General features: G+C 41.4%; 18 protein-coding genes. 10 read left to right on the forward strand and 8 right to left on the reverse strand.

From position 1 onward, the window contains the following. Positions 1-213: 213 nt before the first annotated feature. Genes EXZ60_RS03890 through EXZ60_RS03900 form a run of 3 tightly spaced genes read right to left on the reverse strand, consistent with a single transcriptional unit; the run spans position 214 to position 6,175 of the window. Complete coding sequence (locus EXZ60_RS03890; RefSeq protein WP_277435308.1) at positions 214-1,899, reverse strand: response regulator receiver domain; 1,686 nt, start codon at positions 1,897-1,899, stop codon at positions 214-216. Continuing rightward, positions 1,899-4,934: an ATP-binding protein gene (locus tag EXZ60_RS03895; protein WP_277435309.1), complete on the reverse strand. Its 3,036-nt coding sequence runs from the start codon at positions 4,932-4,934 to the stop codon at positions 1,899-1,901. Before EXZ60_RS03895 ends, EXZ60_RS03890 begins: the two co-directional genes overlap by 1 nt. A 50-nt stretch (positions 4,935-4,984) precedes the next feature. After that, the gene (locus tag EXZ60_RS03900) at positions 4,985-6,175 is read right to left on the reverse strand and encodes a DNA cytosine methyltransferase (protein ID WP_277435310.1); all 1,191 of its coding nucleotides are present in this window, start codon (positions 6,173-6,175) and stop codon (positions 4,985-4,987) included. A gap of 718 nt (positions 6,176-6,893) precedes the next feature. Between EXZ60_RS03900 and xthA the strand changes: the two genes are divergently transcribed. Continuing rightward, a complete protein-coding gene (gene xthA, locus EXZ60_RS03905) occupies positions 6,894-7,703 on the forward strand; it encodes an exodeoxyribonuclease III (RefSeq protein WP_069212014.1) in 810 nt (269 codons plus the stop codon). A gap of 112 nt (positions 7,704-7,815) precedes the next feature. Here the strand turns inward: xthA and EXZ60_RS03910 are convergent, their stop codons facing one another. The 4 genes from EXZ60_RS03910 to EXZ60_RS03925 form a co-directional block, all read right to left on the reverse strand. Then, on the reverse strand, positions 7,816-8,493 hold the full coding sequence (locus EXZ60_RS03910) for an ABC transporter permease (RefSeq protein ID WP_017045191.1): 678 nt from the start codon (positions 8,491-8,493) through the stop codon (positions 7,816-7,818). Between the two features lie 2 nt (positions 8,494-8,495). Next, a complete protein-coding gene (locus EXZ60_RS03915) occupies positions 8,496-9,236 on the reverse strand; it encodes an ABC transporter permease (RefSeq protein ID WP_013856550.1) in 741 nt (246 codons plus the stop codon). A gap of 208 nt (positions 9,237-9,444) precedes the next feature. Beyond that, complete coding sequence (locus EXZ60_RS03920; RefSeq protein WP_026028918.1) at positions 9,445-10,221, reverse strand: ABC transporter substrate-binding protein; 777 nt, start codon at positions 10,219-10,221, stop codon at positions 9,445-9,447. 104 nt (positions 10,222-10,325) lie between these two features. Further along, positions 10,326-11,096 (reverse strand): ATP-binding cassette domain-containing protein, encoded by a 771-nt coding sequence (locus tag EXZ60_RS03925; RefSeq protein WP_013856548.1) that lies wholly within the window; start codon positions 11,094-11,096, stop codon positions 10,326-10,328. 614 nt (positions 11,097-11,710) lie between these two features. On the opposite strand from EXZ60_RS03925, the gene EXZ60_RS03930 reads away from it, so the two are divergent. The 3 genes from EXZ60_RS03930 to EXZ60_RS03940 all read left to right on the forward strand — a co-directional run bounded on the left by EXZ60_RS03930 (position 11,711) and on the right by EXZ60_RS03940 (position 16,985). Further along, positions 11,711-13,252 carry a DUF3360 family protein gene (locus tag EXZ60_RS03930; protein ID WP_017042289.1) on the forward strand — a complete coding sequence of 514 codons (1,542 nt, stop codon included), beginning with the start codon at positions 11,711-11,713 and terminating at the stop codon, positions 13,250-13,252. A 268-nt stretch (positions 13,253-13,520) separates the two neighbouring features. Continuing rightward, complete coding sequence (pflB, locus tag EXZ60_RS03935) at positions 13,521-15,797, forward strand: formate C-acetyltransferase (protein ID WP_013856546.1); 2,277 nt, start codon at positions 13,521-13,523, stop codon at positions 15,795-15,797. Positions 15,798-15,998: 201 nt separating this feature from the next. Further along, positions 15,999-16,985: a lipid A-modifier LpxR family protein gene (locus EXZ60_RS03940; protein ID WP_026027180.1), complete on the forward strand. Its 987-nt coding sequence runs from the start codon at positions 15,999-16,001 to the stop codon at positions 16,983-16,985. Between the two features lie 17 nt (positions 16,986-17,002). On the opposite strand, the gene EXZ60_RS03945 is transcribed toward EXZ60_RS03940, so the two are convergent. After that, positions 17,003-18,880, reverse strand: a complete 1,878-nt coding sequence (locus EXZ60_RS03945; protein ID WP_017048071.1) for a methyl-accepting chemotaxis protein — start codon at positions 18,878-18,880, stop codon at positions 17,003-17,005. A gap of 201 nt (positions 18,881-19,081) precedes the next feature. On the opposite strand from EXZ60_RS03945, the gene pflA reads away from it, so the two are divergent. From pflA to EXZ60_RS03975, 6 genes are all read left to right on the forward strand, one after another. After that, positions 19,082-19,822, forward strand: coding sequence for a pyruvate formate lyase 1-activating protein (gene pflA / locus EXZ60_RS03950; protein ID WP_013856543.1), 741 nt, complete (start codon positions 19,082-19,084; stop codon positions 19,820-19,822). 64 nt (positions 19,823-19,886) lie between these two features. Beyond that, complete coding sequence (locus EXZ60_RS03955; RefSeq protein ID WP_019280921.1) at positions 19,887-20,552, forward strand: energy-coupling factor ABC transporter permease; 666 nt, start codon at positions 19,887-19,889, stop codon at positions 20,550-20,552. 123 nt (positions 20,553-20,675) lie between these two features. Then, positions 20,676-21,176: a YfbU family protein gene (locus tag EXZ60_RS03960; RefSeq protein WP_013856541.1), complete on the forward strand. Its 501-nt coding sequence runs from the start codon at positions 20,676-20,678 to the stop codon at positions 21,174-21,176. 288 nt (positions 21,177-21,464) lie between these two features. Continuing rightward, positions 21,465-23,399 (forward strand): PrkA family serine protein kinase, encoded by a 1,935-nt coding sequence (locus EXZ60_RS03965; protein WP_013856540.1) that lies wholly within the window; start codon positions 21,465-21,467, stop codon positions 23,397-23,399. Positions 23,400-23,481: 82 nt separating this feature from the next. Then, the gene (locus EXZ60_RS03970) at positions 23,482-24,753 is read left to right on the forward strand and encodes a YeaH/YhbH family protein (protein ID WP_017042294.1); all 1,272 of its coding nucleotides are present in this window, start codon (positions 23,482-23,484) and stop codon (positions 24,751-24,753) included. Positions 24,754-24,765: 12 nt separating this feature from the next. Continuing rightward, on the forward strand, positions 24,766-26,304 hold the full coding sequence (locus EXZ60_RS03975; RefSeq protein WP_277435311.1) for a SpoVR family protein: 1,539 nt from the start codon (positions 24,766-24,768) through the stop codon (positions 26,302-26,304). Positions 26,305-26,343: the final 39 nt, after the last annotated feature.

Genomic DNA, 26,343 nt, shown 5'->3' on the forward strand with positions numbered 1-26,343 from the left:
ATATTCTTGTATTTACAACGCCAATGGACATGTGATGGACTTCTGTAGTCGCCCATGTTTTTTGTTTCCTCTTACTTGTGGTGAATAAGAGGTTTACTTCTAACATGGGCACTTCTTCAGGCAATAGCCCCAAAGTTCAATCACCACCGCCCAAGGCGGTGGTTTAGGGATGACAATGAAAACCCATTGGCTATGCCGGTGGATACTTTTTGGCTACTGGTACTGCTTCCTTAGCCATTCCATTTCGTCAACACCATTGCGGCTTAAATTTCCAACTAATTCAGTAACGCGGTTTTGAGCTTGTAGTTCTTCTAAATCTCCGATCCATTGATATTTCATATTTTGTTCAGAAACAAAAACTAATCGCCCATTATCTTCGGTACACTGAACTCGCCCATCTTCTGAAGGAGAAAATTCTATATGCTTCAAGTTGTAAAATTTACTCTGTGTACGTAAAGTTTTATAACTGTCTAGATTTAGGTTTCGGATAATCAGATCAAATTTAGTATCAGCCTCTTCTAAAGGGGTGAAAGAAAAATTATGTTTTCCAGTCAGCCTTACTGTATCGCACTTAGGTGTAACACATAAATAATACGTTTCACTTCCGATACAATAAACTACGCTTCCTTGAGTTAAATAAGGAAAGTTTTTAGTTATGTCTGTTCGAGTTCTTTTAAATAAAGACAAGACTGAAAGCTCTTTCAAAGAATCGAGTAACTCTCCTTCTTTTGAATAGATTGCGAAAAGCTCATGTAACTTTTCTTTAGAAACCAAACTACTAACTTTATTTTTCGATAATGTTTGACCTTTATCATTACTGCTATCTATCAAAGAAAATAGTACCTTTTTTAAGCCATAATCTTCTCTATCACTATTTAATCCATTCTCAAGTATTTCTAAAACACCATCTTTAGTCATACAGAACTTCACACCACAAGCATTTATTTCTCTGCAGATCATCGCTTCTGATGAGTCAACCCATTTCTTTATCGCCTCAAAGCCTAAACATGTTTTGTCCGGCTTAGAGATAGCTAACAAACTTCTGAGATGGCTAACAAAAATTTCTAACATAAATAGTTCAGCATCTTCTGGCGAAGGGAGTAAGGAGCGGTGTGACAAGTATGCAGCATCGATAGTCTTTGAGAATTTAGATGTCAACCTGCCTATATTTCTCTTAATTTCAGAAGCAGACTTAACAGCGAACGTTGGCACTAAACCATCAACTAAAGTAGAAAATTCCATTAAAGCTGCATGTGGCAGCTCTTGTTCTGAAATAATCCTCTCACCAGCAGTGGTTTCAGATTTATTGTAAAAAGCGATATTTAAACTATCGGAATAAATAGTAAAGTCTTTGTCTTTTTTGAGAGTGGTATTATTCAAAAATGTCCAAAGCTTATTCCTTAAATCATTTAGTTTAGGCTCACCTGTATAGATTACAATGGCTCTTAATCTCCCACCAGAAATTGCATCTTTAGACAAAACCTCTTTGACCACTTCTTGACTATATCGATCATCATGTTTTTTAAGCATCCAGTCCAAAATGATAATATCTGCCGACATTGATGCTACAACAGTCTTCTTTGCAAATTTATCTGGTGTTTCATCAATGATTTGTGGTTGATGAATACCAGCCATTATACCCAGATTATAAAAAGCACTCGTCAATTCTAATGTATTCAGTGGATGACTATTTTTCTTTTCTGGATTTTTTATTATCTTTTGTTCAAACTTTGGCTCTGGTTTTAAGAATGCATTTCTTTCTGGTTCTGGTTCAACAATAGAATCAACGCCTTCTAATTTATCTGAACCCTGTCCTAAATTTGCCCCATCATCTATTATGATGACAGATTCGACATACTCTCTAACTATTTCATTACAATGTTCTTGAAATGCGGACATTATGCTTCCTCCGAAATCTGCTTGCCGATAGCAAAACATGGAGAAGCACTAGCACCCCCACTAATTAGTTGAATATCAAATCCTTCGCTGTTCAGAGACTGTTTGCTTATATACAGCCCCATACCCCTACCTTCCATTTTTCGAGAAAATGTAAATTCGAAAATTCTCTCTTCATCTTGAATAGCGATAGAGGGACCATTATTGCTTATTGTTAGCAATTCACCGTCCACATCCAGTTTAATATTCTTCGTTGGATTCTCAGTTTCTCTCTGGGTGTTTAGCCAATAAATGGCGTTATCTACGACATTTATAAATACGGGCAAAAATGAAGATGGGAAAACTTCTGTAGTTCGCGTTAAAAATTGAGGTGATGCCTCCAAACGAATATGGTGTCTAGTTAAACGTTCATCGAATATATCACGAAGATAACTCTCTATTTCCTTTCCAGAAAGTTCAACTTTACTGCGGTACAAACGGCGGTTAAGTGGTGTAAACATTTTTAGATAGCCATCTAAATGTGCAAAACTATGGCTAATGTTATTATACAACCCGCCCAACTTCTCATTTTTATCAGCCCAAGGTTTCAATGAACGAATAGATTCCCTCACATTTCTGGCGGTACTACTAAACTCGTGCTGAATAATACCCAACGACATACCCAACTGCGCAAATTCAAAGTATTGATTTAAAGACTCTTTATATTGTTCATTTTCATTCTCTAATGCACTGAGGATATCAACTGAACTAGATGAATCATCATTTAAATCATTGATTACCAGCTCAATCGTATCGCGCATTTTTGTAAAATACGCATCTGTTTGAGAATTTATTTCGTCTAATCTATTTTCCCAATTAGCTATAAGAGCCATTGATTCTTCACTGGACATCGTATCAATTGCAGTTGAGTTAATTTCTAACATCACTTCAGATAATGCATTAGTATACTCGTTAGACTTGACTCTAGCTTTAACCTTAATCGCCGAGTCAATTTCGACAACATTTTCCTTCAACTCATTTCTATAGGTTGAAATGTTTCTAGACAGAGTTTTTTTCTCTTCCTCTAATAACTCGGTAACACGGTCTCGGAGAGAGAATGAAATGCCGTTATGCTCTATATAGCCAGATATTAAAATTTCAATAGATTGTTTATTTGGAATGATAACTTCGTTAGTAATCTTCTCTCTATTCTTCAAATAGGATTCCCAATCTCGCTTGATCGACTTATTCAAACCAATATTTGGTCGAATTATCTTGATCTTCTTGTCTAATTCTTTCCATTTAGAATATACATAACTTCTAACTTCAGTTATAAATTTATGTTTTTCTTTATCACTCCAGTTATCATCTGTTTTATTCAGTTCTGATTCCACAAACTGCGCGATCTTATTTGCTTCATTTATATAATAACCACTTTCTAGATCAGAGAAGAAATTTCCGAGCTCTGCCTGTAATCGCTCTTTTTTTGGACCAACATTCTTCTTCCGCTTTTTCAGAAGTTCTTTTTCAACTAGAGCTTCCTGTTTAAACTTATTCTTTATCTCACTGAATCTGTCATTAGATGAGTTTTCTCTAAAAAAATCCGCAGCCAATTGTTCAAAGAAATGTTCGAGAATACCCTTAAATTCTCGATATGCAGTATTCTCTCGTAAACCTTCTCGTCCAGCCTTTTCCTCAAGTTCTGTGTTTACATCATGTTCAATACTGATAGCACCAAACATTAACCGGTGAGAGAAAAATGCTGTGCCTGCATTCTTTGTACGCTTTTCTTCAAACCTCAAAAAGTCAAACTCTTGCTTACCATAAGGTAATACTCGAATCCCATCTTTATAGAGATACAAACCACCATACATATGTAATTTATTTTTAATTTCTACATATGTTTCAGGTGAAACTAATGATTCACTATTATCACCTTGTAAATAAGTAAATTGAATTTTAAATGGACCACAACGAGTTTTATGCCCAAAGCTTTCATTCCAGTTAATAATATGTTGCTGTGGTTCTCCGCGATAAACAGTTACAAAACCTTTAAATTGACCAAACTCATCAAACTCACCTTCAACAAAATGATCACCATTCGCTGCATCTAACTTATTGAAAAAACCAGCTTCAATCAATTCCTGTGGGTCAGCATTACCTTGGTGCAAACGGAATTTTGTTGTGAGGACAGCTTCTTGATTGTCTGACAAAGAGTTAGAAAATCCCACCAATATCTTTTGCAGTTCAGTAGTAGACTTATCATTTGGTTTAACATCTAGAGCAAGTGTTTCATCACATGGCATGATGATGAAATGCGTTCCTTTCCCAAATCCATCAAGAACCGGACTTTCATCATGTTGCGAACTGAATCCTTCCGATTCGCAACATGATTTTTGCCAATTACTCTCAGTTTGTACCTGCAAATTTTTAAATAGCATTTCCGGAGAAAAACTTAACAACTCAGAATCTTTTGAAATTAACTCGAAATACTCTTTTGGGATTCTATTCCCCAATTTTTGCAAGTTGGATATCAGCTCACTAGCCATACTTTTAAGATCTGAAGCAGTTGGAAGTATACCCAAGGGGAAAGTACGTGTTGGAATGGTAATATCTGAAATACTTATATCTGGAATTTCAAACTGGCTCCAGTGTATAAGTCCTACAACCATATCATGTAACCCATCACGACGTTCAGCGCGAGTTAAAACGACTACCTGACGCCCAATTGATGCAATAGCAAGACGACCAATGCCTTTCTCACCCATTAGCTTTCGCTCGGCCATTCCTTCAGGAATGTATTCAGATTTTCTGTTGACGCCGTATTTGCTTGAAGTTCCAATAGTAAGCCATTTACTAATGAAGTCTTCTTCCGTCATCCCAATACCATCATCGCGTAAAACAACTAAGTTTTGATTCTGGTAGTAATCAATTTCTGCATTTCTAGCATATGCATCGTGTGCATTTTTAAACAGCTCGTGTATAGCAGTTGGAATACCCGCTATCTGCTGCCGACCTAGCATGTCAACAGCTCTGGCACTAACATTCATTTGAGCCATGCAGCTTAGTTCCTGATTAAAAAAAGTGCCTAACATTGTAGGCACTTTAGTTATTTCAATCTACTGCATATATCACTTATCAGTACTTTACCGAGTAATGGTGGTACTGCATTCCCGATCTGTCTTGCCATATCAGTCGTGCTTCCTACGAAGTCAAAGGAATCTGGAAAAGTTTGCAATCTAGCTGCGTGGCGTAATGTCATACCATGATGTAACCAAGGATGGACAAAGCGCCCTTTGGACGGATTGTTACAACCTGTGGTAATAGTATTACTTGGCAGATGAATCATTATGCGGCCGTAAACATCTTTGTGACCTTTATAATCACCTGAATGACATTTCAACCGATGTTCATCACCAGCATCTTCTCGGCTGCCATTTAATGGAGTAGCCATGAACCTGCGCTTCATTTTCGGCGTAGGCCTCATGTTTACATCACACGGATCATTATTTTTAAAAGGTGAACCATATGGCAGAGAAGCCAAAGTTTGCATTGTTTCATCATAAGTCCACTTGGACTTATCTCTAAAATATTTGATCCAATATTCTTCATAGAGTTCCTCTGGTACCTTTTCAAATACACTTGATGCTGGCACCCATTTAGGAGAGAACTTAGAACTCGGAGAAAAATGTGTCGGTTCTGGAGGGAAAGGAAAGTCATACTTTTTATCTATATCTTCTCTTACACCTAAGATGAAAACACGTTTCCTGTTCTGCGGAACACCATGGTCTTTAGCATTCAATACTTCTTTGAATTTGATGATGTAATGCTCCCCTTCAGCAAGAGCGATAAACTTATCTAAAAAGTCTTTATGGCGTTTCCACAATAAACCAGCCACGTTTTCCACTAAGAACGCTTTCGGCTTAAATTCATTGACGAATTCAAAATAGCGCAATAGAAGTTGGTTTCTTGGGTCGTTAACTCCAGCATTTTTTATACGGTGCGTAGAAAAACCCTGACATGGCGGACCGCCAAGAATTAAATCTAGCTCTCTAGGTCTTAGTTTTAGCTCTTTTCTTAGCTTTTTGGGGTCAACGTTGTTGATATCACCATCAACAGGACCAGCTCTTAAAAGAATTTCACGTTTTTCACGTTCAATGAAGTTTTTGCGGTAAGTATCTGATGCAGCTTGATCGAACTCAATAGCAGCAATAACATCCACTCCAGCACTATGTGCTGCACAAGTGAAGCCGCCCGCACCGGCGAATAAATCTATTGCTTTGATGGTCTTAACTGTCATTCAAAATACCCGTGAATCAGAAGAGGAAACATTCTACTCAGTTATCCAAAAAAAGCTATTTTCCGAAGCTCATCAGGCGATAAATCAGACGATTTCCAATATTTGTTTTGAGAACAAAGTACACTGTTTAGCGCTTCACACCCGATTTATACTGTGTGCGCATTCGGCATTCGGCACATTACCGTGCAAATAGAGCTGGTATAGATCGTGGGCATGAAAACAACAAATGGCTATAAGTTCAAACAATCACGATTTCGCTTGCTCGAATCCATCGTCAACAAGCTGATTGCTTTGAATGAATCGGGATCACCTAATCCAGTTAACGGTGTGAATCCAATGACTAAGTCAGAATCTGAGCTCACTTTCCTGAGAGAGGAACAAAGACTTTGCTTATTTGAAACCATAAAGAGTAGTTGGATACACATTCACCACCGATTTCATGTGTAAAGATGGTAATATTCTTGACTTGAAACAAGCACTAGGACATTCGAAGATTGAACTAACGATGATTTATGCTCACTTTTCTCCAAATCATCCGTCAGAAGTAATACGCTTAAATCCTATTGCAGATATGAAAATATAGCGCCTAAAAATGGCGACAAAGTGGCGATAGCGGTCAGATTAGAGCGTTAAATAACGAGTAATTCCGCATATTAAAAAGAATCAAAACCTAGAAATCATAACAAATTACCAGACATACCAAGAGGTTCAGAATTATATGAAAGTCATCAGTTTTAACATCAACGGTTTGAGAGCTCGCCTTCATCAACTGCAAGCGATTATTGATAAGCATCAACCTGATGTCATTGGACTTCAAGAAATCAAAGTACACGATGACGCTTTTCCTCTTGAGGATGTTGAAGCCATGGGCTACCACGTCTATTTTCATGGTCAAAAAGCACATTATGGCGTCGCCATGTTGTGTAAGAAGGAACCCATTTCAGTACAGAAAGGCTTTCCTAGCGATAATGAAGATCATCAAAAACGCATGATTATGGCCACTTTTGAAGATGACAACGGCCAAAAAACAACCATACTCAACGGCTATTTTCCTCAAGGGGAGAATATTTCCCATGAAACAAAATACCCCTATAAGCGTCAGTTTTATAAAGATCTAATGGGTTACCTAACGACACATCATTCCCCTGACGAACAAATAATTGTGATGGGAGACATTAACATCAGCCCTATCGACTTGGATATTGGGATTGGTGAAGCCAATAGAAAACGCTGGTTGCAAACGGGAAAATGCTCTTTCCAACCTGAAGAGCGCGAATGGTTACAAACTTTAATGGACTGGGGTTTTGTTGACACATTCCGTCAGTTAAATCCGGATGTAAATGATCAATTTTCGTGGTTTGATTATCGCTCACGCGGCTTTGATGATAACCGCGGGCTACGAATCGACGTCATTTTAGCGACCCCGAACCTAGCAAAAAAATGCCAAGAGGCCGGCATCGACTATGAACTTCGAGGAATAGAAAAACCTTCTGATCACGCGCCAATTTGGTCCAGTTTTTCTTTGTAGGAACAGAAAGTAACGTGCCAATAAGAAGCGCGCATTCAGCGCGCTTCTTATTTTAATCTATGCCTTGATTATAGAAACAAACTCGGTACAACAAATTGCTACTCGCAGCCCTTCAGCTCAATGGGCGCAAATAAGCTAAGAAGCGTTTTTCAGCCTGTTTGAAGCAGAACAAAATAATGAAGGTCAAGCCCATATAGAACAAACCTGCGGTTAAAAATGACTCGAATGGAGCATAATAACGAGAGTTCACTAAACGCGCAGCTCCCGTTAAATCCATAATGGTAACAATACCAGCAACCGCCGAACCGTGAAGCATGAAGATAACTTCATTACTATAAGCGGGCAGTGCACGCCTTAACGCACTCGGTAGAATAATTCGTCGATACGTTTTCCAAGTACTCATTCCGTATGCCTTCGCCGCTTCAACTTCGCCTTTCGGCAAACCATTGATCGCGCCGCGAATAATTTCAGCCGTGTAGGCGGACGTATTGAGAACAAAAGCAACCAACGCGCAAAACCAAGCGTTTTCCCATAAGGTATCTTTCACCGGGAAAAATTGATCCATTCCATAGTAGATGAGATAAAGCTGGACCAATAACGGTGTACCACGAAAAAAGTAGGTATAAGCCCATGCTGGAGTACGAATAAAATAGTTGTGGCTATTTCTAGCAATTGCTAAGGGGATGGCAAGGCTCAAACCGATGATTAACGACAAACCCACCAGCCAAACCGTTGTCCACAGCCCACTAAAATAAATTGGTAGGCTTTGAGCAATAAGGGAAAAATCCATATTTACCTCGTGTGAATGCTGAACTTGCGCTCAACCAATTTGAGAAGACCGGTTGATACACTGGTAAAGAAAAGGAAGATCACTGAGACAGCCATATAAAAGGTGAATGGCATTTTTGTCGAACCCGCCGCGAGTGAGCTGACTCTGACCATATCTTCTAATCCAATAATGGAAACAAGTGCCGTCGTTTTGAGCAATACCAACCAGTTGTTACCAAACCCTGGCAATGCATGACGAACCATTTGAGGAAGCAAAATGCGTCTAAATGCTAAGGTAGAACTCATACCATACGCTTTCGCCGCTTCCATCTCTCCTTTATCAACCGCCATAATAGCGCCACGAAAGGTTTCAGCCATATAGGCACCGAAAATGAAACCTATGGTTAGTATTCCAGCAATGAAAGGGCTAACATCAATATAATCGGGGAGATAAGCGGTCCATTCATGGCTCGGGTCACTTGCCATAAACCAATTGTTTAGCCATTCGTTGATTGAATAAAGGCTATTATTCAACAATATTTGACCGCCAAAGAAAATAAGCATCATTAACACAAGGTCTGGAATACCGCGAATGATGGTCGTATAAAGAGTGGCAATGGCTCTTGCCCAACGATAAGGTGCAAGCTTGGCTAGCGCACCTAGCATGCCAAGTAACATGGCAAGTAATAAAGAGAGCACGGCAACTTCAATGGTCAGCACCGCTCCCTTCAAAATTGAGGCTTCATATCCGTGTAGGTCCAACATAATTCATCCCTAGTCCCTGGAGAATTTAACGGCTGGGTACTTCTGGAACTAGGATCCAGCCGTTAAGAATCAATGGATTCCCATCATAATTGAGAAGGTGGAGTCAACTGAGCTAACCAGTCCTAATTACAGAGTGATCGATAAACATATTCATATGCTCGGCCCACTCTCACCTTCTAATTATATGGGTAAGATATGATGTTACAGCTTATTCACCGTATACATCGTAATTAAAGTATTTGGTCGCAATTTCTTGGTAAATCCCTTGTTGACGAAGAGATTTAATCGCCATATCAAGTTTTTGAGTGAGATCTTTGTCTTGTTTACGAACCGCAATACCAAAACCATCGCCAAACCATTTCGGATCGGTTAATGATGGGCCGACGAACTCATACGCTTCGCCGCCCGCTTTGTTAAGCACACCCTCTTCCAATGCAGAGGCATCACCCAATACTGCCGCAATACGACCATTGGCTAGGTCAAGATAGGCTTCATCAAATGAACCATAACGGACAATTTCAACTGCATCGCCATAATTATCAGTAAGATACTTATCGTGCGTTGTTGCACGTTGTACACCAATTTTCACCCCTTTTAGACCTTCTTTAGAAAAATCCAACGCAGCTCCCTTCTTGGCGATAAATTTATTGGGAATTAATGCGTACTTACCAGTGAAATCGACTTTTTTCTTGCGCTCGTCGGTAATCGACATGGCTGCAATAATCGCATCATATTTACGTGCAAGCAGTGATGGGATAATGCCATCCCAGTCTTGTGGAACGATTTTACATTCCACTTTCATCTCCTTGCACAACGCATTGGCCATATCAACATCAAAGCCTTTGAGAGATCCATCAGCCTCTGTCCAGCTAAAAGGAGGATAAGCCCCTTCTATACCAAAACGAACCGTCTTCCATTCTTTCGCTTGGGCCATACCAGTCATTGCACTAGCAGCAACGGCTGCAACTAATAACCACTTTTTCATTTCCATACTCCTGTGATTGAGGTCTTACTTATTTATCATGCTATGTTTATGTTGGTTTTGCTTAATATTTATGTCGTGACGAATACCACAACATAATGAACACATTAATAAATAGAGGATATAAATTGTTTTAACCGTTCAGATTTAGGCTGGGTGAACAGGATGGCTGGATCTCCTTGCTCTTCCACTAAACCTTGGTGCAAGAACATCACATGGTTTGAAACATCGCGAGCAAAGGCCATTTCATGAGTCACTACCAGCATAGTACGGCCTTCTTCTGCCAAGTCTCTCATAACACCCAACACTTCACCCACCAATTCAGGATCAAGTGCAGAAGTGGGCTCATCAAACAGCATGACTTCTGGCTCCACGGCTAACGCTCTAGCAATCGCCGCACGTTGTTGTTGCCCACCAGAAAGGTGACCAGGATAATAGTCTTTACGTTCATACAGGCCGACTTTTTTTAGCAGCACCTCAGCACTCTCGATGGCTCGTGCTTTCGGTACTCCTAACACATGAATTGGTGCTTCAATAACGTTTTCTAACACCGTCATGTGCGACCAAAGGTTAAATCCCTGAAATACCATAGCAAGGCGTGAGCGAATTCGTTGCACCTGCTTTTCACTCACAGGTGAAGCTTCACCTTGCCGATTTTTTTTCATTTGAATGAGTTCACCATTGACCCAAATATCACCAGAGGTTGGTGTTTCAAGTAAATTGATGCATCTAAGAAAGGTACTTTTTCCCGAGCCAGAAGAACCAATAATGGAGATCACATCACCCTTACGAGCTTCTAGCGAGATTCCTTTTAGTACTTCGTTTTGACCAAAGGTTTTGTGCAGCTCTTTAATATTCAGCGCCGGTACATCAGTCATGCGCTTAACTCCCTGTATTTGCTACTGCAGAGTATTCCAACTCCCATTTTTGATACAAACTAGCATTCACACCGAAAACATGCAACAAATTATTAACCTGGAAAATAAGGATATTTAGTTATTTTATCTGATTAAAAATTCACATTTTAGCCAATACTTCTCCATATGGCGCATATAAATGGCACATCAAGCAATTAACAGTTAACTCATTTTGTTAACATTTACTTAAAGATAGACAACCTATTTATGTATAAAGTACACCTAGATTCATAGGATATTTAAGGTCATTAATATCATTGAAACTCTTTTACAAACATCACAATGTGAAAACTTATTTCAAGCAAGTAACGGCTCAACCCCCCGTTTTCATTAGGCTGCTGTAGTTTTCTTTCACATTTATTCTTAAAGTGATCAAGATCAATCACCCTAAAGGATAAGCAAGCTAAACTCGCGAGCAAAGATAAGGTTGTATAAATGACCACACTCTCTTTTTTAGTTGTTGTTATGCAAGCACATATGAGATGTGCTACATATTCAATTAAAAACATTACCGCTTCTTCGCGGATTACTAGGATTCAGTACGAATTACTAACTTTTAAAAATATGAGGAATCTATGCCAGACGTAGTCAACAATGAGCGCTCAGAAATCGAGACGAAAAGCTATAAAGAGCTGCATCGTCCAGCATCTGAGTTTGCAAGCCGTTCAGATTACCTAGACCACGAACTGCAAATCATGAAGCCCCGTCGCTTTGGTTTGAACTTACCTGGTCGTGACTTCCGTTTTGAACTTGAAGATTTTGTACCAGCCATCGCGGGCACAATCGGCATCATCGCCATGTACTCAGCGGTAATGATGTCTTGGGCTGATGGCCTAACCCAAGCATGGGATCACATTCATCTAGGTAAAGACTTCGCGATTGAAGTTGCACGTGTAGAGATGTTATTTCCTGCCCTCTTCTTCTGTGTTATTGCCTCTGGTTTCTTAAACCCAAAAGCCAACTTAGCTGGCAACCATGGCCCAATGATCCCTCTTATCGGCTCAATCGCATTAGCCGGTGCACACCCTTTGGCATTGGCAATTTTGCTTGGCGTTTTTGGTCTTCTCTTAAGTTACTTTAAAGGAGGCTCGAAACTGGTCAATCTAACCTCCGAGGGAACCGCAGGCGGGTTGCTTATCTTCCTCGGCTTTACCGGAACAATGAGCCAAATTGGTTCTATCCAAACTTGGGCTACCAGTTTGCAATCGGCCGATGTCGCCGCAGGCAGCTTAGGTTACGTTGGCCTAGTGGTTTTAGGTGTCAATATTGTGCTGTATGCATTTCTTGCAAAAATCAACATGCGTTGGTTAGCAATTCCTGTCTGTGCAATGACTGGGCTTGCGATTGCGCTTTTATTCGGTACTGGCTTTGATCTTCAATTTGAAACTCAAATGGGCTTACCTAACCTTAATCCTGTTTACTGGTGGGGCTCAACCACTGAAGGTTGGATGCTTGGTTTGCCAACAGTAGAACACTTTATCGCCTCATTGCCCTTTGCTATTTTGGCCGTTGCGATGTGGTCACCAGATTTCCTTGGTCACCGAATTTTCCAAGAATTGAACTATCCGAAGAGAACTGAAAAAGTACTGATGGATGTTGATGACACTATGACCATGTGTTCAATTCGTCAAATGGTAGGTACAGCACTTGGTGGTGGTAATATCACATCGTCATGGGGAACGTATATGATCCCAGCGGCGATTGCTAAACGCCCAATTCCTGGTGGTGCCATCATCTTAGGTTTATTGGTCATGACTATTGCTATCCTTGGCTTCCCAATGGACGTAGCGGTTTGGCCGCCAGTGATGCGTATTGCTCTATTAGTAGGGGTATTTCTTCCTTTACTAGAAGCAGGTATGCAAATGGTAAGAAACACAAAAGATTCACAAGCAGCGGGCATTTGTATCTTTGGTAGCGCTGTGGTGAACCCTGTTCTAGCATGGGCATTGACCATGCTACTCGATAACAATGGCCTAATTGGCGACAAAGAACGTGCATCAAAGCTGTCTTTTATCGACAAAATCATCATTCCAGGTGGTGTGCTGATCATCTGTTTAATTGCTATGCTTGCGGTTGGTATGCTTGAAAACCAATACGGTTTAAAAGCTTGGCTATAATGAGCTTGGACTAATACGAATTTGGGTAGTGCTCGCACTACCCAAACTTTATTTGAAAAATTTAACTTTTATTGATTTAGTTTAAGGTTTGCAAAAAAATTTTAGTCTAATCTTGCATTCAAGGCTTAAAAGCACAATATCTATATTCAGATAATTGAATAGTGTGAATATAGATATTGTATTAATAGAGTGTACTGCTCCTTTCGAGGATAACTGGCTCAACGGTGAAGACGGTACGTGTTTTTTCTACTAAAAAGGTAGGTATGTCATGGCAGAGCAATTTGCTAAAGCTTGGGAAAGTTTTGTTGCAGGTGAGTGGCAAAACGAAGTTAACGTTCGTGATTTTATTCAAAAGAACTATACGCCGTATGAAGGTGACGAATCTTTCCTAGTTTCTGAAGGTACTGAAGCGACAAACAAGCTTTGGGCTAAAGTAATGGAAGGTATCAAACAGGAAAACGCGACTAAGGCCCCTGTCGATTTCGATACTGACGTTATTTCTACCATCACTGCTCACGATGCAGGCTACATCGAAAAAGATCTTGAAACTATCGTTGGTCTACAAACTGAGAAACCACTTAAGCGCGCTATCATCCCTAACGGTGGTGTGCGTATGGTTGAAGGTTCTTGCAAAGCATACGGTAGAACTCTTGACCCTATGATTTCAAAAATCTACTCAGAATACCGTAAAACTCACAACGCTGGCGTTTTCGATATCTACACTCCTGATATCCTAGCGTGTCGTAAGTCTGGTGTTCTGACGGGCCTTCCTGATGCTTATGGTCGTGGCCGTATCATTGGTGACTACCGTCGCGTAGCACTTTACGGTATTGATTTCCTAATGAAGGATAAGCTTGCTCAATTCACTTCTCTACAAGAGCGTTTTGAGAACGGTGAAGATCTAACGGCAACGATGCAACTTCGTGAAGAAATTGCAGAACAACACCGCGCACTTGGCCAAATGAAAAAAATGGCTGAAAAATACGGTTTTGACATCTCTCGCCCAGCAGAAACTGCACAAGAAGCTATCCAGTGGACTTACTTCGGCTATCTAGCTGCTGTTAAATCACAAAACGGTGCGGCAATGTCGCTAGGTCGTACTTCGACTTTCCTAGATATCTTCATCCAACGTGATCTAGAAGCGGGTAAAATCACTGAAGTACAAGCTCAAGAAATGATCGACCACTTCGTAATGAAGCTGCGTATGGTTCGTTTCCTACGTACTCCTGAATACGATGAACTATTCTCTGGCGACCCAATTTGGGCAACAGAATCAATGGGTGGTATGGGTCTTGACGGTCGTACACTCGTTACGCGTTCTAACTTCCGTTTCCTAAACAGCCTATACACTATGGGTCCTTCTCCAGAGCCAAACATCACTGTACTTTGGTCTGAGCAGCTACCTGATGGCTTTAAACGTTTCTGTGCAAAAGTATCTATCGATACTTCATCTATCCAGTACGAAAACGACGATTTAATGCGTCCAGACATGAACTCTGACGACTATGCTATCGCATGTTGTGTATCGCCAATGGTTGTAGGTAAACAAATGCAGTTCTTCGGAGCGCGTGCAAACCTTGCTAAAACCATGCTTTACACCATCAATGGTGGTATTGATGAGAAGTTGAAAATCCAAGTTGGTCCTAAAATGGACAAGATCGCAGGTGAGTATCTTGACTATGACGAACTATGGGCAAAAATGGACCACTTCATGGATTGGTTGGCGAAGCAATATGTGACCGCACTAAACAGCATTCACTACATGCACGACAAATACAGCTATGAAGCCGCGCTAATGGCACTGCATGATCGTGACGTTAAACGTACGATGGCATGTGGTATTGCTGGCCTGTCTGTTGCTGCTGACTCTCTATCTGCAATCAAATACGCAAAAGTTAAGCCAATTCGTGACGAAGATGGCCTAGCGATCGATTTCGAAATCGAAGGTGATTATCCTAAATTTGGTAACAATGACGCCCGCGTTGATGACATCGCATGCCAACTTGTTTCTACGTTTATGGGCAAAATCCGTAAACTTAAGATGTACCGTGATGCAATTCCAACTCAGTCTATCCTGACTATCACTTCAAACGTGGTATATGGTAAGAAAACAGGTAACACACCTGATGGTCGCCGTGCTGGTATGCCTTTCGCACCGGGTGCAAACCCAATGCATGGCCGTGACGAAAAAGGTGCAGTAGCATCATTGACTTCAGTAGCGAAACTACCGTTTGCTGATGCACAAGATGGTATTTCTTATACTTTCTCTATCGTTCCAAATGCGTTAGGCAAAGAAGAAGCAAGTCAACGTGCAAACCTTGCTGGCCTGATGGATGGTTACTTCCACCATGAAGCAGGCATTGAGGGTGGCCAACACCTAAACGTGAACGTGCTTAATCGCGAAACTTTAGAAGATGCGGTTAAACACCCTGAGAAATACCCTCAGCTAACCATTCGTGTATCTGGCTATGCTGTGCGTTTTAACTCACTGACTGCTGAACAACAAGCTGACGTTATTGCACGTACTTTCACTGAATCTCTATAATTTCAGTTAAATTACTAGCAAAATAGTTAAGCCCTGCTCGATGAGTGGGGCTTTTTTTATACTCAGAAATCAAAAATGCGCAATGCATCGACCACAAATGTTACGCTTACCACATTTATTTTGATTCAATTGCCTATTTATCAACTGAATAGCGCATCTTTCCTATATGATTAGGGCTTGTCTATACTCTGCAGTGTTCGTATGAAGCTATTTCACATTCTTCCATTGACGTTACTCAGTGCTTCTGCGCTGGCCTCTCAACACGCAACGGTTGCTTTTAACCTCGATAACGATGGCGTATTTGGCGTAGATCGCGACTACACCAATGGTTTATTTTTAAGCTACACCTCAGGGGCGATTGCTCCATATTGGTGGGCTAAACCACTCAGCCTTTCGGTTTGGGGAGCGGCCCCATTGGACAAATGGGAAATCAGCATTGGCCACAAAATGTGGACTCCTTCGGAGATTTCTCTTACCAAACCAGAGCCGAACGAACGACCTTACGCTGGGTATTTACACACCGAGCTTAACTATATTAGTTTGCATCCCCAACAAGCCACGCGGGCAAATTTAACCATTGGAACCACCGGAGATGCTGCGCTTTCTGAGAAAGCGCAAAAGTTAGTGCACAGCATCACTAAATCTGACGAACCCAATGGCTGGGCCTACCAAGTAGAGGAAAAAATCGTCGGCAGCGTGGGTTATCTGTCTCACTTTAATCTGGCACGATACCGCAGCTATGCAGGAACTGACGTTGAGCTTTCCAACGTTTCAGAGGTCAATGTAGGTAACTTTCGCAGTGATCTCTCCACAGGTTTTATGATGCGTTGGGGGACCGATCTTGCGGGTAACTTTGGCAGTGCTCAAATCAGTGCAGAAAACCCTTTCTCGGCAGGGATGATTGGTGCCTCGGATACTGGATGGTTTCTATTCGGAGGTGTAGAAGGACGCTATCGCTTCAATGACATTACCATCGAAGGAGATAGGCCTTTAAACGGATTGGATCACCCATCTGAATATTACCAAGTTAACTTGGAAAATCTTCAGGCGACCGCCGTAGTTGGTGCGGCTTGGTATATTCAACAAGTCGGTGCGAGTTTAACGTTCACCGCAAACACACCTGAGTATAAGGAAGACAAAAACTCCATTCACGGTGTCGGTAATATTTCTCTTTTTGCTTTTTTCTAACGTTTAGCAAACTGAAATTATATGGTGAAACTTTGGCAGTCTACACTTAGGCTGCTAGAGCGTTTATCCACAATCTGGCTGGTTGCTCTTAACTGTTCATTGTTCTCTTCCAAGGCTTTCATGGCTCGAGATATTTGTATCATATTATCTGCCATTGAATGGCTAGTGGTCGCCAAATCTCGAATAGATGCAAAAATGGCTTCTGTTTTATTCGCCGCTTCATCTGCTTTTTTGATAATTTGCGCGATGGCCTGTATCGCCTCATTACCTTTCTCTTGCCCACTCTGCATAGACTGCTCAGATTGCGCAATATAAGTGATTACTTCCGCACTTTCCTTTTGCATAGTATCAATAGTGCCGGAAATTTCGGCCACGGCATTGACCGTTCTTACCGCTAAACTTCGAACTTCATCAGCGACAACAGCAAAGCCACGACCTTGCTCTCCCGCTCTCGCCGCTTCAATTGCGGCATTGAGTGCCAATAAGTTAGTCTGCTCGGCAATACCATTAATGATGTCCATCACCGAGTCTACTTTTGCAGAAGCTTGTTCAAGTTGATGAATGTGGCCTGCGGCCGAGCTTAGGATTTTACCAACCTCAACCAGTGACGTAATAGCAACGGAAATCACTTTTCCTCCCTCTTCTGCGCTTTGCATAGAAGATTTACTGAGTTCCGCAACAAACTCCAATGAGTTGGAGACTTCTTGGGTCGTCACGCTGACCTCTTCTGTGGCCGATGCCAATAATTGCGTTTGTCCCAAAACATCAGATTGATTTGTCACCAAAGTGTCTAATCCAACATTCAGTGATGCGGCATCACCAGACAAGGCTTCACTGCTTTTCTGCACACCACTCACCAATTTCCCTAAATTTTCACAGCTTTGGTTAATGGCCAATGCCAGTTGATTGAATTCGTCCTTTTCGTTATTCGTCATCGGCATACGGCGTGACAAATCGCCACGCGAGATATTGTTCAACACGTGAATAGTTTGCGACAAAGAACGAGAAAGAGAAAAACTAAAGGTAAGGAAAATAGCAATGGTCAATATGGCAAGTAACGCACAGGCCGCCAATACAGACCACTGTGTTTGCGATGCGGTCGTTTTTGCGGCCAACTGATATTGCTCACTCAACGCGGAAAGCTTGGTTGAAATATCTTGAATCACCGACTTAACTTGCGCCTCTGTATCGCCTCTTTGTTTCTCCATCACTTGCAATTGCTGAGACAGTTCACTCACACGTAAAAAAGCCTGTTTAAATTGTTGTATCTCTTTTTCATACAGATCCAACATCGAATAAGAATCAGACATATTGACGAAACTGGCCATAGCACGATTAAACAGTTTTAAGTTTTGCTCCGTGGGTTCTAATAAATAATTTTGCTGCGCCTTAACCATGGCTTGAAAATCTGAGTTGATTGTAACCATCCCCGTCTCATCTATCTTTTTCTCTATCGTGGTGGCCAACGTTTTCAGCTCGCCCAGCTTACCTTCGTTAACGTTGAAACCCACTTCTGATTTCACTTGCAACCAAGGACGCAAAAATTGGTCAAATTGTTTGGCCGCCTTGAGCAACACTTCCCCTTCTTGAGCAAAATTGGTCTTTTGCAGGAAAGCAACATTAGCATTCACCTCTCCCATCAACTGATCCAATTTATTCAAAATCGAGTTGACCTGATTGCCTTGCATGTTGTTTAGCTCTGATGCAAGCGACAACAAATTTGCTTGAGTAGTAAATATCGCCACAGAACCGGATGCCACTTCGCCACTGGAGCGATACTGTTCATCCATTCCCATCAAGCTCTTTGCGGTATAAATCCCTAAACCTAAAAAACCAACACAAAGGATAACTAAAAATAGACTGATTTTTTGCTTTTGAGAAAACTGTACATCCATGAACTATTCCTTATTTAAACCCTATCGCATTCAACGAGTTCTTATTTCTATACAGTGTAGTCAATGTGCAGAATTTCATGACACTCATTTTGAGCCACAACATATGGTTTAGGATATGCGGCGGCAATTGCACATTAACCCTACTTAATCCCTACCATTTGTAATAAAATAACGGGCAAATAACCTATTCGAGATGAACTGATGTCAACAACTGGTCGTATTCATTCTTTTGAGTCTTGTGGCACGGTAGATGGCCCTGGAATTCGCTTCATTGTTTTTATGCAAGGCTGCCTAATGCGTTGTATGTATTGTCATAATCGTGACACATGGGACACCCATGAAGGCAAGGAAGTGACTGTTGAAGAAATCATTACCGAAGCAAAATCTTATCGCCATTTTATGAAAGCCTCTGGCGGCGGAATTACCTGCTCAGGCGGTGAAGCTATGCTTCAACCTGAATTTGTTCGTGATTTATTCCGCGCAGCGCAAGCTGAGGGCATTCACACCTGCTTAGATACCAACGGTTATATTCGCAAACACACAGACGTGATTGATGAAGTACTCGATGCCACTGATTTAGTGATGTTAGACATCAAACACATGAAAGATGAGATCCACCATGATTTTATTGGTGTGTCGAATAAGCGAACCTTAGATTTCGCGCGCTACTTACACACCATAGGTAAAAAAACGTGGATCCGTTATGTGATTGTTCCTGGCTACACTGATGACGAAGAAGCGGCTCATATGCTTGGTGATTTTATTAAAGATATGGATAACATCGAGAAAGTAGAGCTGCTGCCTTATCACAAATTGGGCGCTCATAAATGGGAAGCAATGGGGCTAGAATACCCATTAGAAGGTGTGAATCCGCCGTCAAAAGAGACCATGGACAAAATCGTTGGGATCTTAGCTCAGTATCACTCAAACATAAAATATTGATTGCTTGATTTAATAACCATAAAAATGCCAGCATAATGCTGGTATTTTTATAGAGAGGCTAGCCATGCAGCTGGAACAACTTGCGGTGCTATTGCTCCTGCTACTTGTTGGGTTAACGACCCTTCGCGATTTTAAATACTCATTTTGGACAAAGTTTAAGGCCGAGAAATCCTTTCAGCATCTCACCTATTTTGCCTCTTTTGCGCTTTTTCTTTTGTGGTTAGCTCAAGCCGGAGTGACCGAAGGATTGCCTATCCATTTTCTCGGTTTAACAACCCTCACGATGATGTTTGGCTGGCGCTGCGCATTTGTTATAACTATTCCTGTTACATTCGCACTGGCGGCGGTCGGTAAACTGGCCTTCTTTAACATCCCCGAATACTTACTGCTATCATCGCTACTGCCAATCCTAGTTAGTTATGCTTTGTTTGCTTTGAGTTATCATTATCTACCGCGCAATATTTTTGTGTTTATTTTTGTGGCTGGTTTTTTAAATGGCGGCCTGACGGGTAGCCTGCATTTGGCCATTAACACCGCTTATCAATTGCTTCTTGGGCAACATGACTGGCAAGTCATCCGCGATAATTACCTAATTTTTGTTCCTTTACTCGCTTTCCCAGAAGGGCTGCTCAATGGTATGGCGTTAGCGATACTATCCGTATTTAAGCCAGAATGGTTGCGTGTCTTTTCCGACAAAGATTATATCTATAACCACTTACACAAAAAGTAACAAGAATTGCACACATTTTATGCTTTCCATATTAAATCCGTGTTGAGATCATGTTTCATTGTCGATAATTGCTGTTAACCTTATGCCATCAAATAGAACATAAAATTTAGTGAGGCTACCTTCATGGAAATGACCAACGCTCAACGACTGATTCTATCTAATCAGTATTTTTTGATGTCACAGATGGATCCCAACAACGCCAAAAAATACAAGCGGTTACAAACCATTGTAGAACGTGGTTATGAACTGCAAATGCGAGAACTCAACAAAGAATTTGGCTGCTTGACCGAAGCGGAGTGCCGCGAAGTGATCGACATCATGGAGATGTATCACGCTATGCAAGAATCACACAAAATGCTCTCCGATGCAGAAAGCAAAAATGTGGATCAGCGCCGCCTGCACTTTTTAGGGTTTGATATCGCTAAAGAGTCACAACGCGTTCATTACGTGCGTTTCTTGGTTGAGTCTGAAGGGCTTTACCCACAATTTGATAAAGCCGATCACCACTTCAACAGCCAAATGCCAATGTCAGATAAATATCGTCGCATGTTAACGGCTTGGCGTAATTGTCCTCGCCAATACCATTTGTCAACCGCAGAATTTACACAAATTTTTAATGCCTAAATTTTAATACCTAGCAAGGTAGGCTGACGAAAGATGAAAAGACGCAGACACTGCGTCTTTTTTACATTCCCCCTCGCAGTTATTAACTCCAACACCAACTTATCCCTCGAACTCTTGATATTCACACACTAAATAGTTCAACCTGATCGACGTTATTACTGTCACGAAATTTAAATAAACACATAATTGTTAAGCAAAATTGTCAAACTCGGACTAGTCTTAAATTGTTATTAATTTGTGTTTTTAAGCGGTGTTGTCAGTTAGACAGTTTTCAGAGGGGAATTCACTATGAGTATTTTTGACCACTTTCAGGCACGCTATGAAGCCGCCAAGGATGAAGAGCTATCACTGCAAGAGTTTTTAGCTCTGTGTAAAGAAGATAAAAGTGCTTATGCCAATGCAGCAGAGCGGCTGTTAATGGCGATTGGTGAGCCTGAGCTGATAGACACAGCAAAACACCCCCGATTGAGTCGCATTTTCTCTAACCGGGTGATTTCTCGTTATAAAACTTTTGAGGATTTCTATGGCATGGAAGAAGCCATAGAACAGATTGTTTCCTACCTCAAACACGCTGCCCAAGGTTTAGAAGAAAGAAAACAAATTCTCTATCTACTCGGTCCAGTTGGTGGCGGTAAATCTTCACTGGCGGAGAAACTCAAAGCTTTAATGCAACAAATGCCTATTTATGTTTTGTCTGCAAATGGCGTTCGTAGCCCAGTCAATGACCACCCATTTTGTCTGTTTGATGTGGTTGAAGATGGCGAAATCCTCAAGCAGGAATATGGGATAGAAAAACGCTATTTACGCTCAATTACATCACCTTGGGCGGCCAAACGCTTACACGAGTTTGGTGGCGATATTTCCAAATTCAAAGTCGTCAAAGTACGACCTTCAATTCTCGATCAAATTGCCGTCGCAAAAACCGAGCCCGGTGATGAGAACAACCAAGACATTTCGTCACTGGTTGGGAAAGTGGATATTCGGAAACTAGAACATTTCTCGCAAGATGACCCCGATGCATATAGCTATTCCGGTGCACTCTGTAAAGCCAACCAAGGGTTAATGGAGTTTGTTGAGATGTTCAAAGCGCCAATTAAGGTGCTTCACCCACTCTTAACCGCCACGCAAGAAGGAAACTTCAACGGGACAGAAGGGTTATCCGCCCTACCCTTTGATGGCATGATTTTAGCGCACTCAAACGAATCAGAGTGGCAGACATTCCGTAACAACAAAAACAACGAAGCGTTTTTGGACCGGGTTTATATCGTTAAAGTCCCTTACTGTTTACGCGTCTCGGAAGAAGTGAAAATTTACCAAAAACTGCTTGAACACAGCGAACTATCCAAAGCGCCATGCTCACCAAGCACACTAGAATTACTTGGTCAATTTAGTATCCTCTCGCGCCTAAAAGTGCCGGAAAACTCGTCACTCTTCTCCAAAATGCGCGTCTACGATGGTGAAACGCTAAAAGATACCGATCCAAAAGCAAAAAGCTATCAAGAGTATCGTGACTACGCAGGTGTTGACGAAGGGATGTCCGGTTTATCGACTCGCTTTGCCTTTAAAATACTGTCGCGCGTATTCAACTTTGACCAAACGGAAGTTGCGGCTAACCCCGTTCATCTGTTCTATGTCATCGAACAGCAAGTTGAACGCGAGCAGTTCCCTCAAGAAATCGCTGAACGATATATGGAGTTTTTAAAAGGCTACTTAGTGCCTCGTTATGTCGAGTTCATTGGTAAAGAGATTCAAACTGCTTATTTGGAATCTTATTCTGAATATGGTCAAAATATTTTTGACCGCTACGTTACTTATGCTGATTTCTGGATCCAAGACCAAGAGTATCGTGATCCTGAAACTGGCCAACTTTTCGATCGTTCATCGCTCAATAACGAGTTAGAAAAAATCGAGAAAACAGCAGGCATTAGTAACCCGAAAGATTTCCGAAATGAAATCGTCAATTTTGTACTGCGTGCGAAAGCGCACAACAATGGACAAAATCCGGTTTGGACCAGTTACGAAAAACTGCGTACCGTCATTGAGAAAAAAATGTTCTCAAATACCGAAGAGCTACTTCCTGTTATCTCTTTTAATGCCAAAACCTCATCTGATGATCAGAAAAAACACGACGATTTTGTCGCTCGTATGATGGAGAAAGGTTATACAGAAAAACAAGTAAGGCTGTTGTCTGAGTGGTATTTACGCGTCCGTAAATCTTCTTAACTTCAAGCAAACCAAAACCTGTACATGCGTTAGCCATACGAACAATGGCTAACGTAAAGGTGACGTTTTCAAGGGGATACTCATGGCGCAATTTATCGATAGAAGATTGAACGGTAAAAACAAAAGCGCGGTCAATAGACAACGCTTTTTACGCCGTCATAAAGAGCAGATCAAAGAATCTGTTGCAGACGCAGTGAATCGTCGCTCCATCACCAACACCGAGTCTGGCGAAGATGTGTCGATCCCAAATCACGACATCAAAGAACCCGTGTTTCATCAAGGAAAAGGCGGCCTAAAAGAACGAGTTCACCCGGGTAATGACCAGTTTATTACTGGTGATAAAATTGAGAGACCTAAAGGTGGCGGACAAGGCAATGGTTCAGGACAAGGTGATGCGAGTGCTGATGGCGAAGGCCAAGATGAATTTATTTTCCAAATCTCTAAAGATGAATATCTTGATCTACTGTTTGAAGATCTGGAATTGCCTAATCTAGAAAAAAATCAAATCAATAAGATTACAGAATGGAAAACTCATCGCGCGGGTTTCAAAACGGCAGGTGTACCGTCGAACATTGCTGTAGTTCGCTCTTTGCAACAATCACTGGCTCGCCGCACCGCAATGACAGCGGGAAAACGTCGTTTAATGGGGGAATTAGAAGAAGAGTTACTGCGCATTCAAAATAGAGAGCCCGCTCAAGTATTAGAAGAGAAGCGACTTAAGCAAGAAATCGAAGCGTTGCGTAAAAAAATTGAAAGTGTGCCGTTTATTGATACGTTTGACCTACGTTTCAAAAACTTTGAAAAACGCCCCATTCCATCGAGCCAAGCTGTTATGTTCTGCTTAATGGATGTGTCGGGTTCAATGGATCAAGCGACTAAAGATATTGCCAAACGTTTTTACGTGTTGCTGTATCTATTTTTAACTCGCACTTATGAAAATGTCGAAGTGGTGTTTATTCGTCACCATACGCAAGCCAAAGAGGTGGATGAGCACGAGTTCTTCTACTCTCAAGAGACCGGCGGCACGATTGTTTCTAGCGCACTGAAATTAATGCATGAAATCATTGAACAACGCTACCCTCTCGGCGAATGGAATATCTACGCAGCTCAAGCATCCGATGGTGATAACTGGGCTGATGATTCGCCTCGTTGTAAAGAACTCCTCACCAATAAGCTTCTGCCATATTGCCAGTATTACGCTTATATTGAAATCACTCGTCGCTCACACCAAACCTTGTGGCACGAGTACGAAAAATTACAACCCTCATTTGGCAATTTTGCGATTAAAAACATTCGCACCGTGGATGACATATTCCCTGTATTTAGGGAGCTATTCCAAAAGGAAACAGCTTAGGGAGGCATACTAATGACAACAAAAGCGAAAGGTACTTCAAAACGCAAGAGCAAATTGTTACCAGACGGGCCTGACTGGACGTTTGAGCTTTTGGAGAAATACCATACTGAAATACGCCGGGTAGCTGAGTTTTATCGTCTCGATACTTACCCCAATCAAATTGAAGTTATTACCTCCGAGCAGATGATGGATGCCTACTCCAGCATTGGCATGCCGATTAATTACAGCCACTGGTCATTTGGCAAAAAATTTATTCAAACGGAACAAGGTTACAAACATGGCCAAATGGGGCTCGCGTATGAGATCGTTATTAACTCAGACCCATGCATTGCCTATTTAATGGAAGAAAACACCGTCACTATGCAAGCCTTAGTGATGGCGCACGCTTGCTATGGTCACAACTCGTTTTTCAAAGGCAACTACCTTTTCCAAACTTGGACGGATGCGAGCTCTATCATTGACTATCTCTTGTTTGCCAAAAACTACATTTCAGAATGCGAAGAAAAATATGGCGTACCCGAAGTCGAATCGCTGCTCGACTCATGCCACGCGTTAATGAATTATGGTGTTGACCGCTATAAACGACCTGAAAAAATATCGATAGCAGAAGAAAAAGCACGTCAAGAAGAGCGCGAAGCTTATCTACAATCACAAGTTAATGAACTGTGGCGCACCGTGCCCAAAGCAAAAACCAAAGAAGAAGATCTTAAAGTTCGTTTTCCAAGTGAGCCACAAGAAAACATTCTTTATTTCATTGAGAAACATGCGCCACTGCTTGAGCCATGGCAACGGGAGATCGTTCGTATTGTGAGGAAAATAAGCCAATATTTTTACCCACAAAAACAGACGCAAGTGATGAATGAAGGCTGGGCCACATTCTGGCACTACACTATCTTGAATCACCTTTATGATGAAGGTTTTGTTTCTGAGAAATTCATTCTTGAGTTTCTACACAGCCACACCAGTGTCGTCGCACAACCTTCTTACAACAGCCCCTATTTTAGTGGCATCAATCCATATGCACTTGGCTTTGCTATGTTCCGAGATATTAAACGTATTTGTGAAGAGCCAACCGATGAAGACAGGGAATGGTTTCCTGAGCTTGCTGGCACAGAATGGTTAGATGCGCTTCATTTTGCTATGCACAACTTTAAGGACGAGAGCTTCATTAGCCAGTATCTTTCACCTAAAGTAATGCGCGATTTCAAGCTGTTTGCCATTGTGGATGACGATCGTAAGAATTTCATTGAAGTTAGTGCCATTCACGATGATATTGGCTATCACGCCATCCGTGAAAAGCTTGCAGCACAGTACAATCTCAGTAACTTAGAACCGAATATTCAAGTTTATAACGTGGATGTTCGTGGTGATCGTTCCTTGACGCTTCAACACGTTCCACACGATAGAATTCCTTTAGATCAAAGCTATCATGAGGTACTAAAACACCTTTACCGTTTATGGGGATTTGATGTCATTTTGGAAGAGCTCAAAGAGAGCGGCCGACGTGAAATTTTAGCGACTTGCCCACCACACGGCGAACGTGACACATAAGAACAAGTCGTTACCTTAAATATCGACTTCATAGTGCGC

This window comes from Vibrio sp. 1151_11 (assembly GCF_029478525.1).
Lineage (GTDB): Bacteria > Pseudomonadota > Gammaproteobacteria > Enterobacterales > Vibrionaceae > Vibrio > Vibrio anguillarum.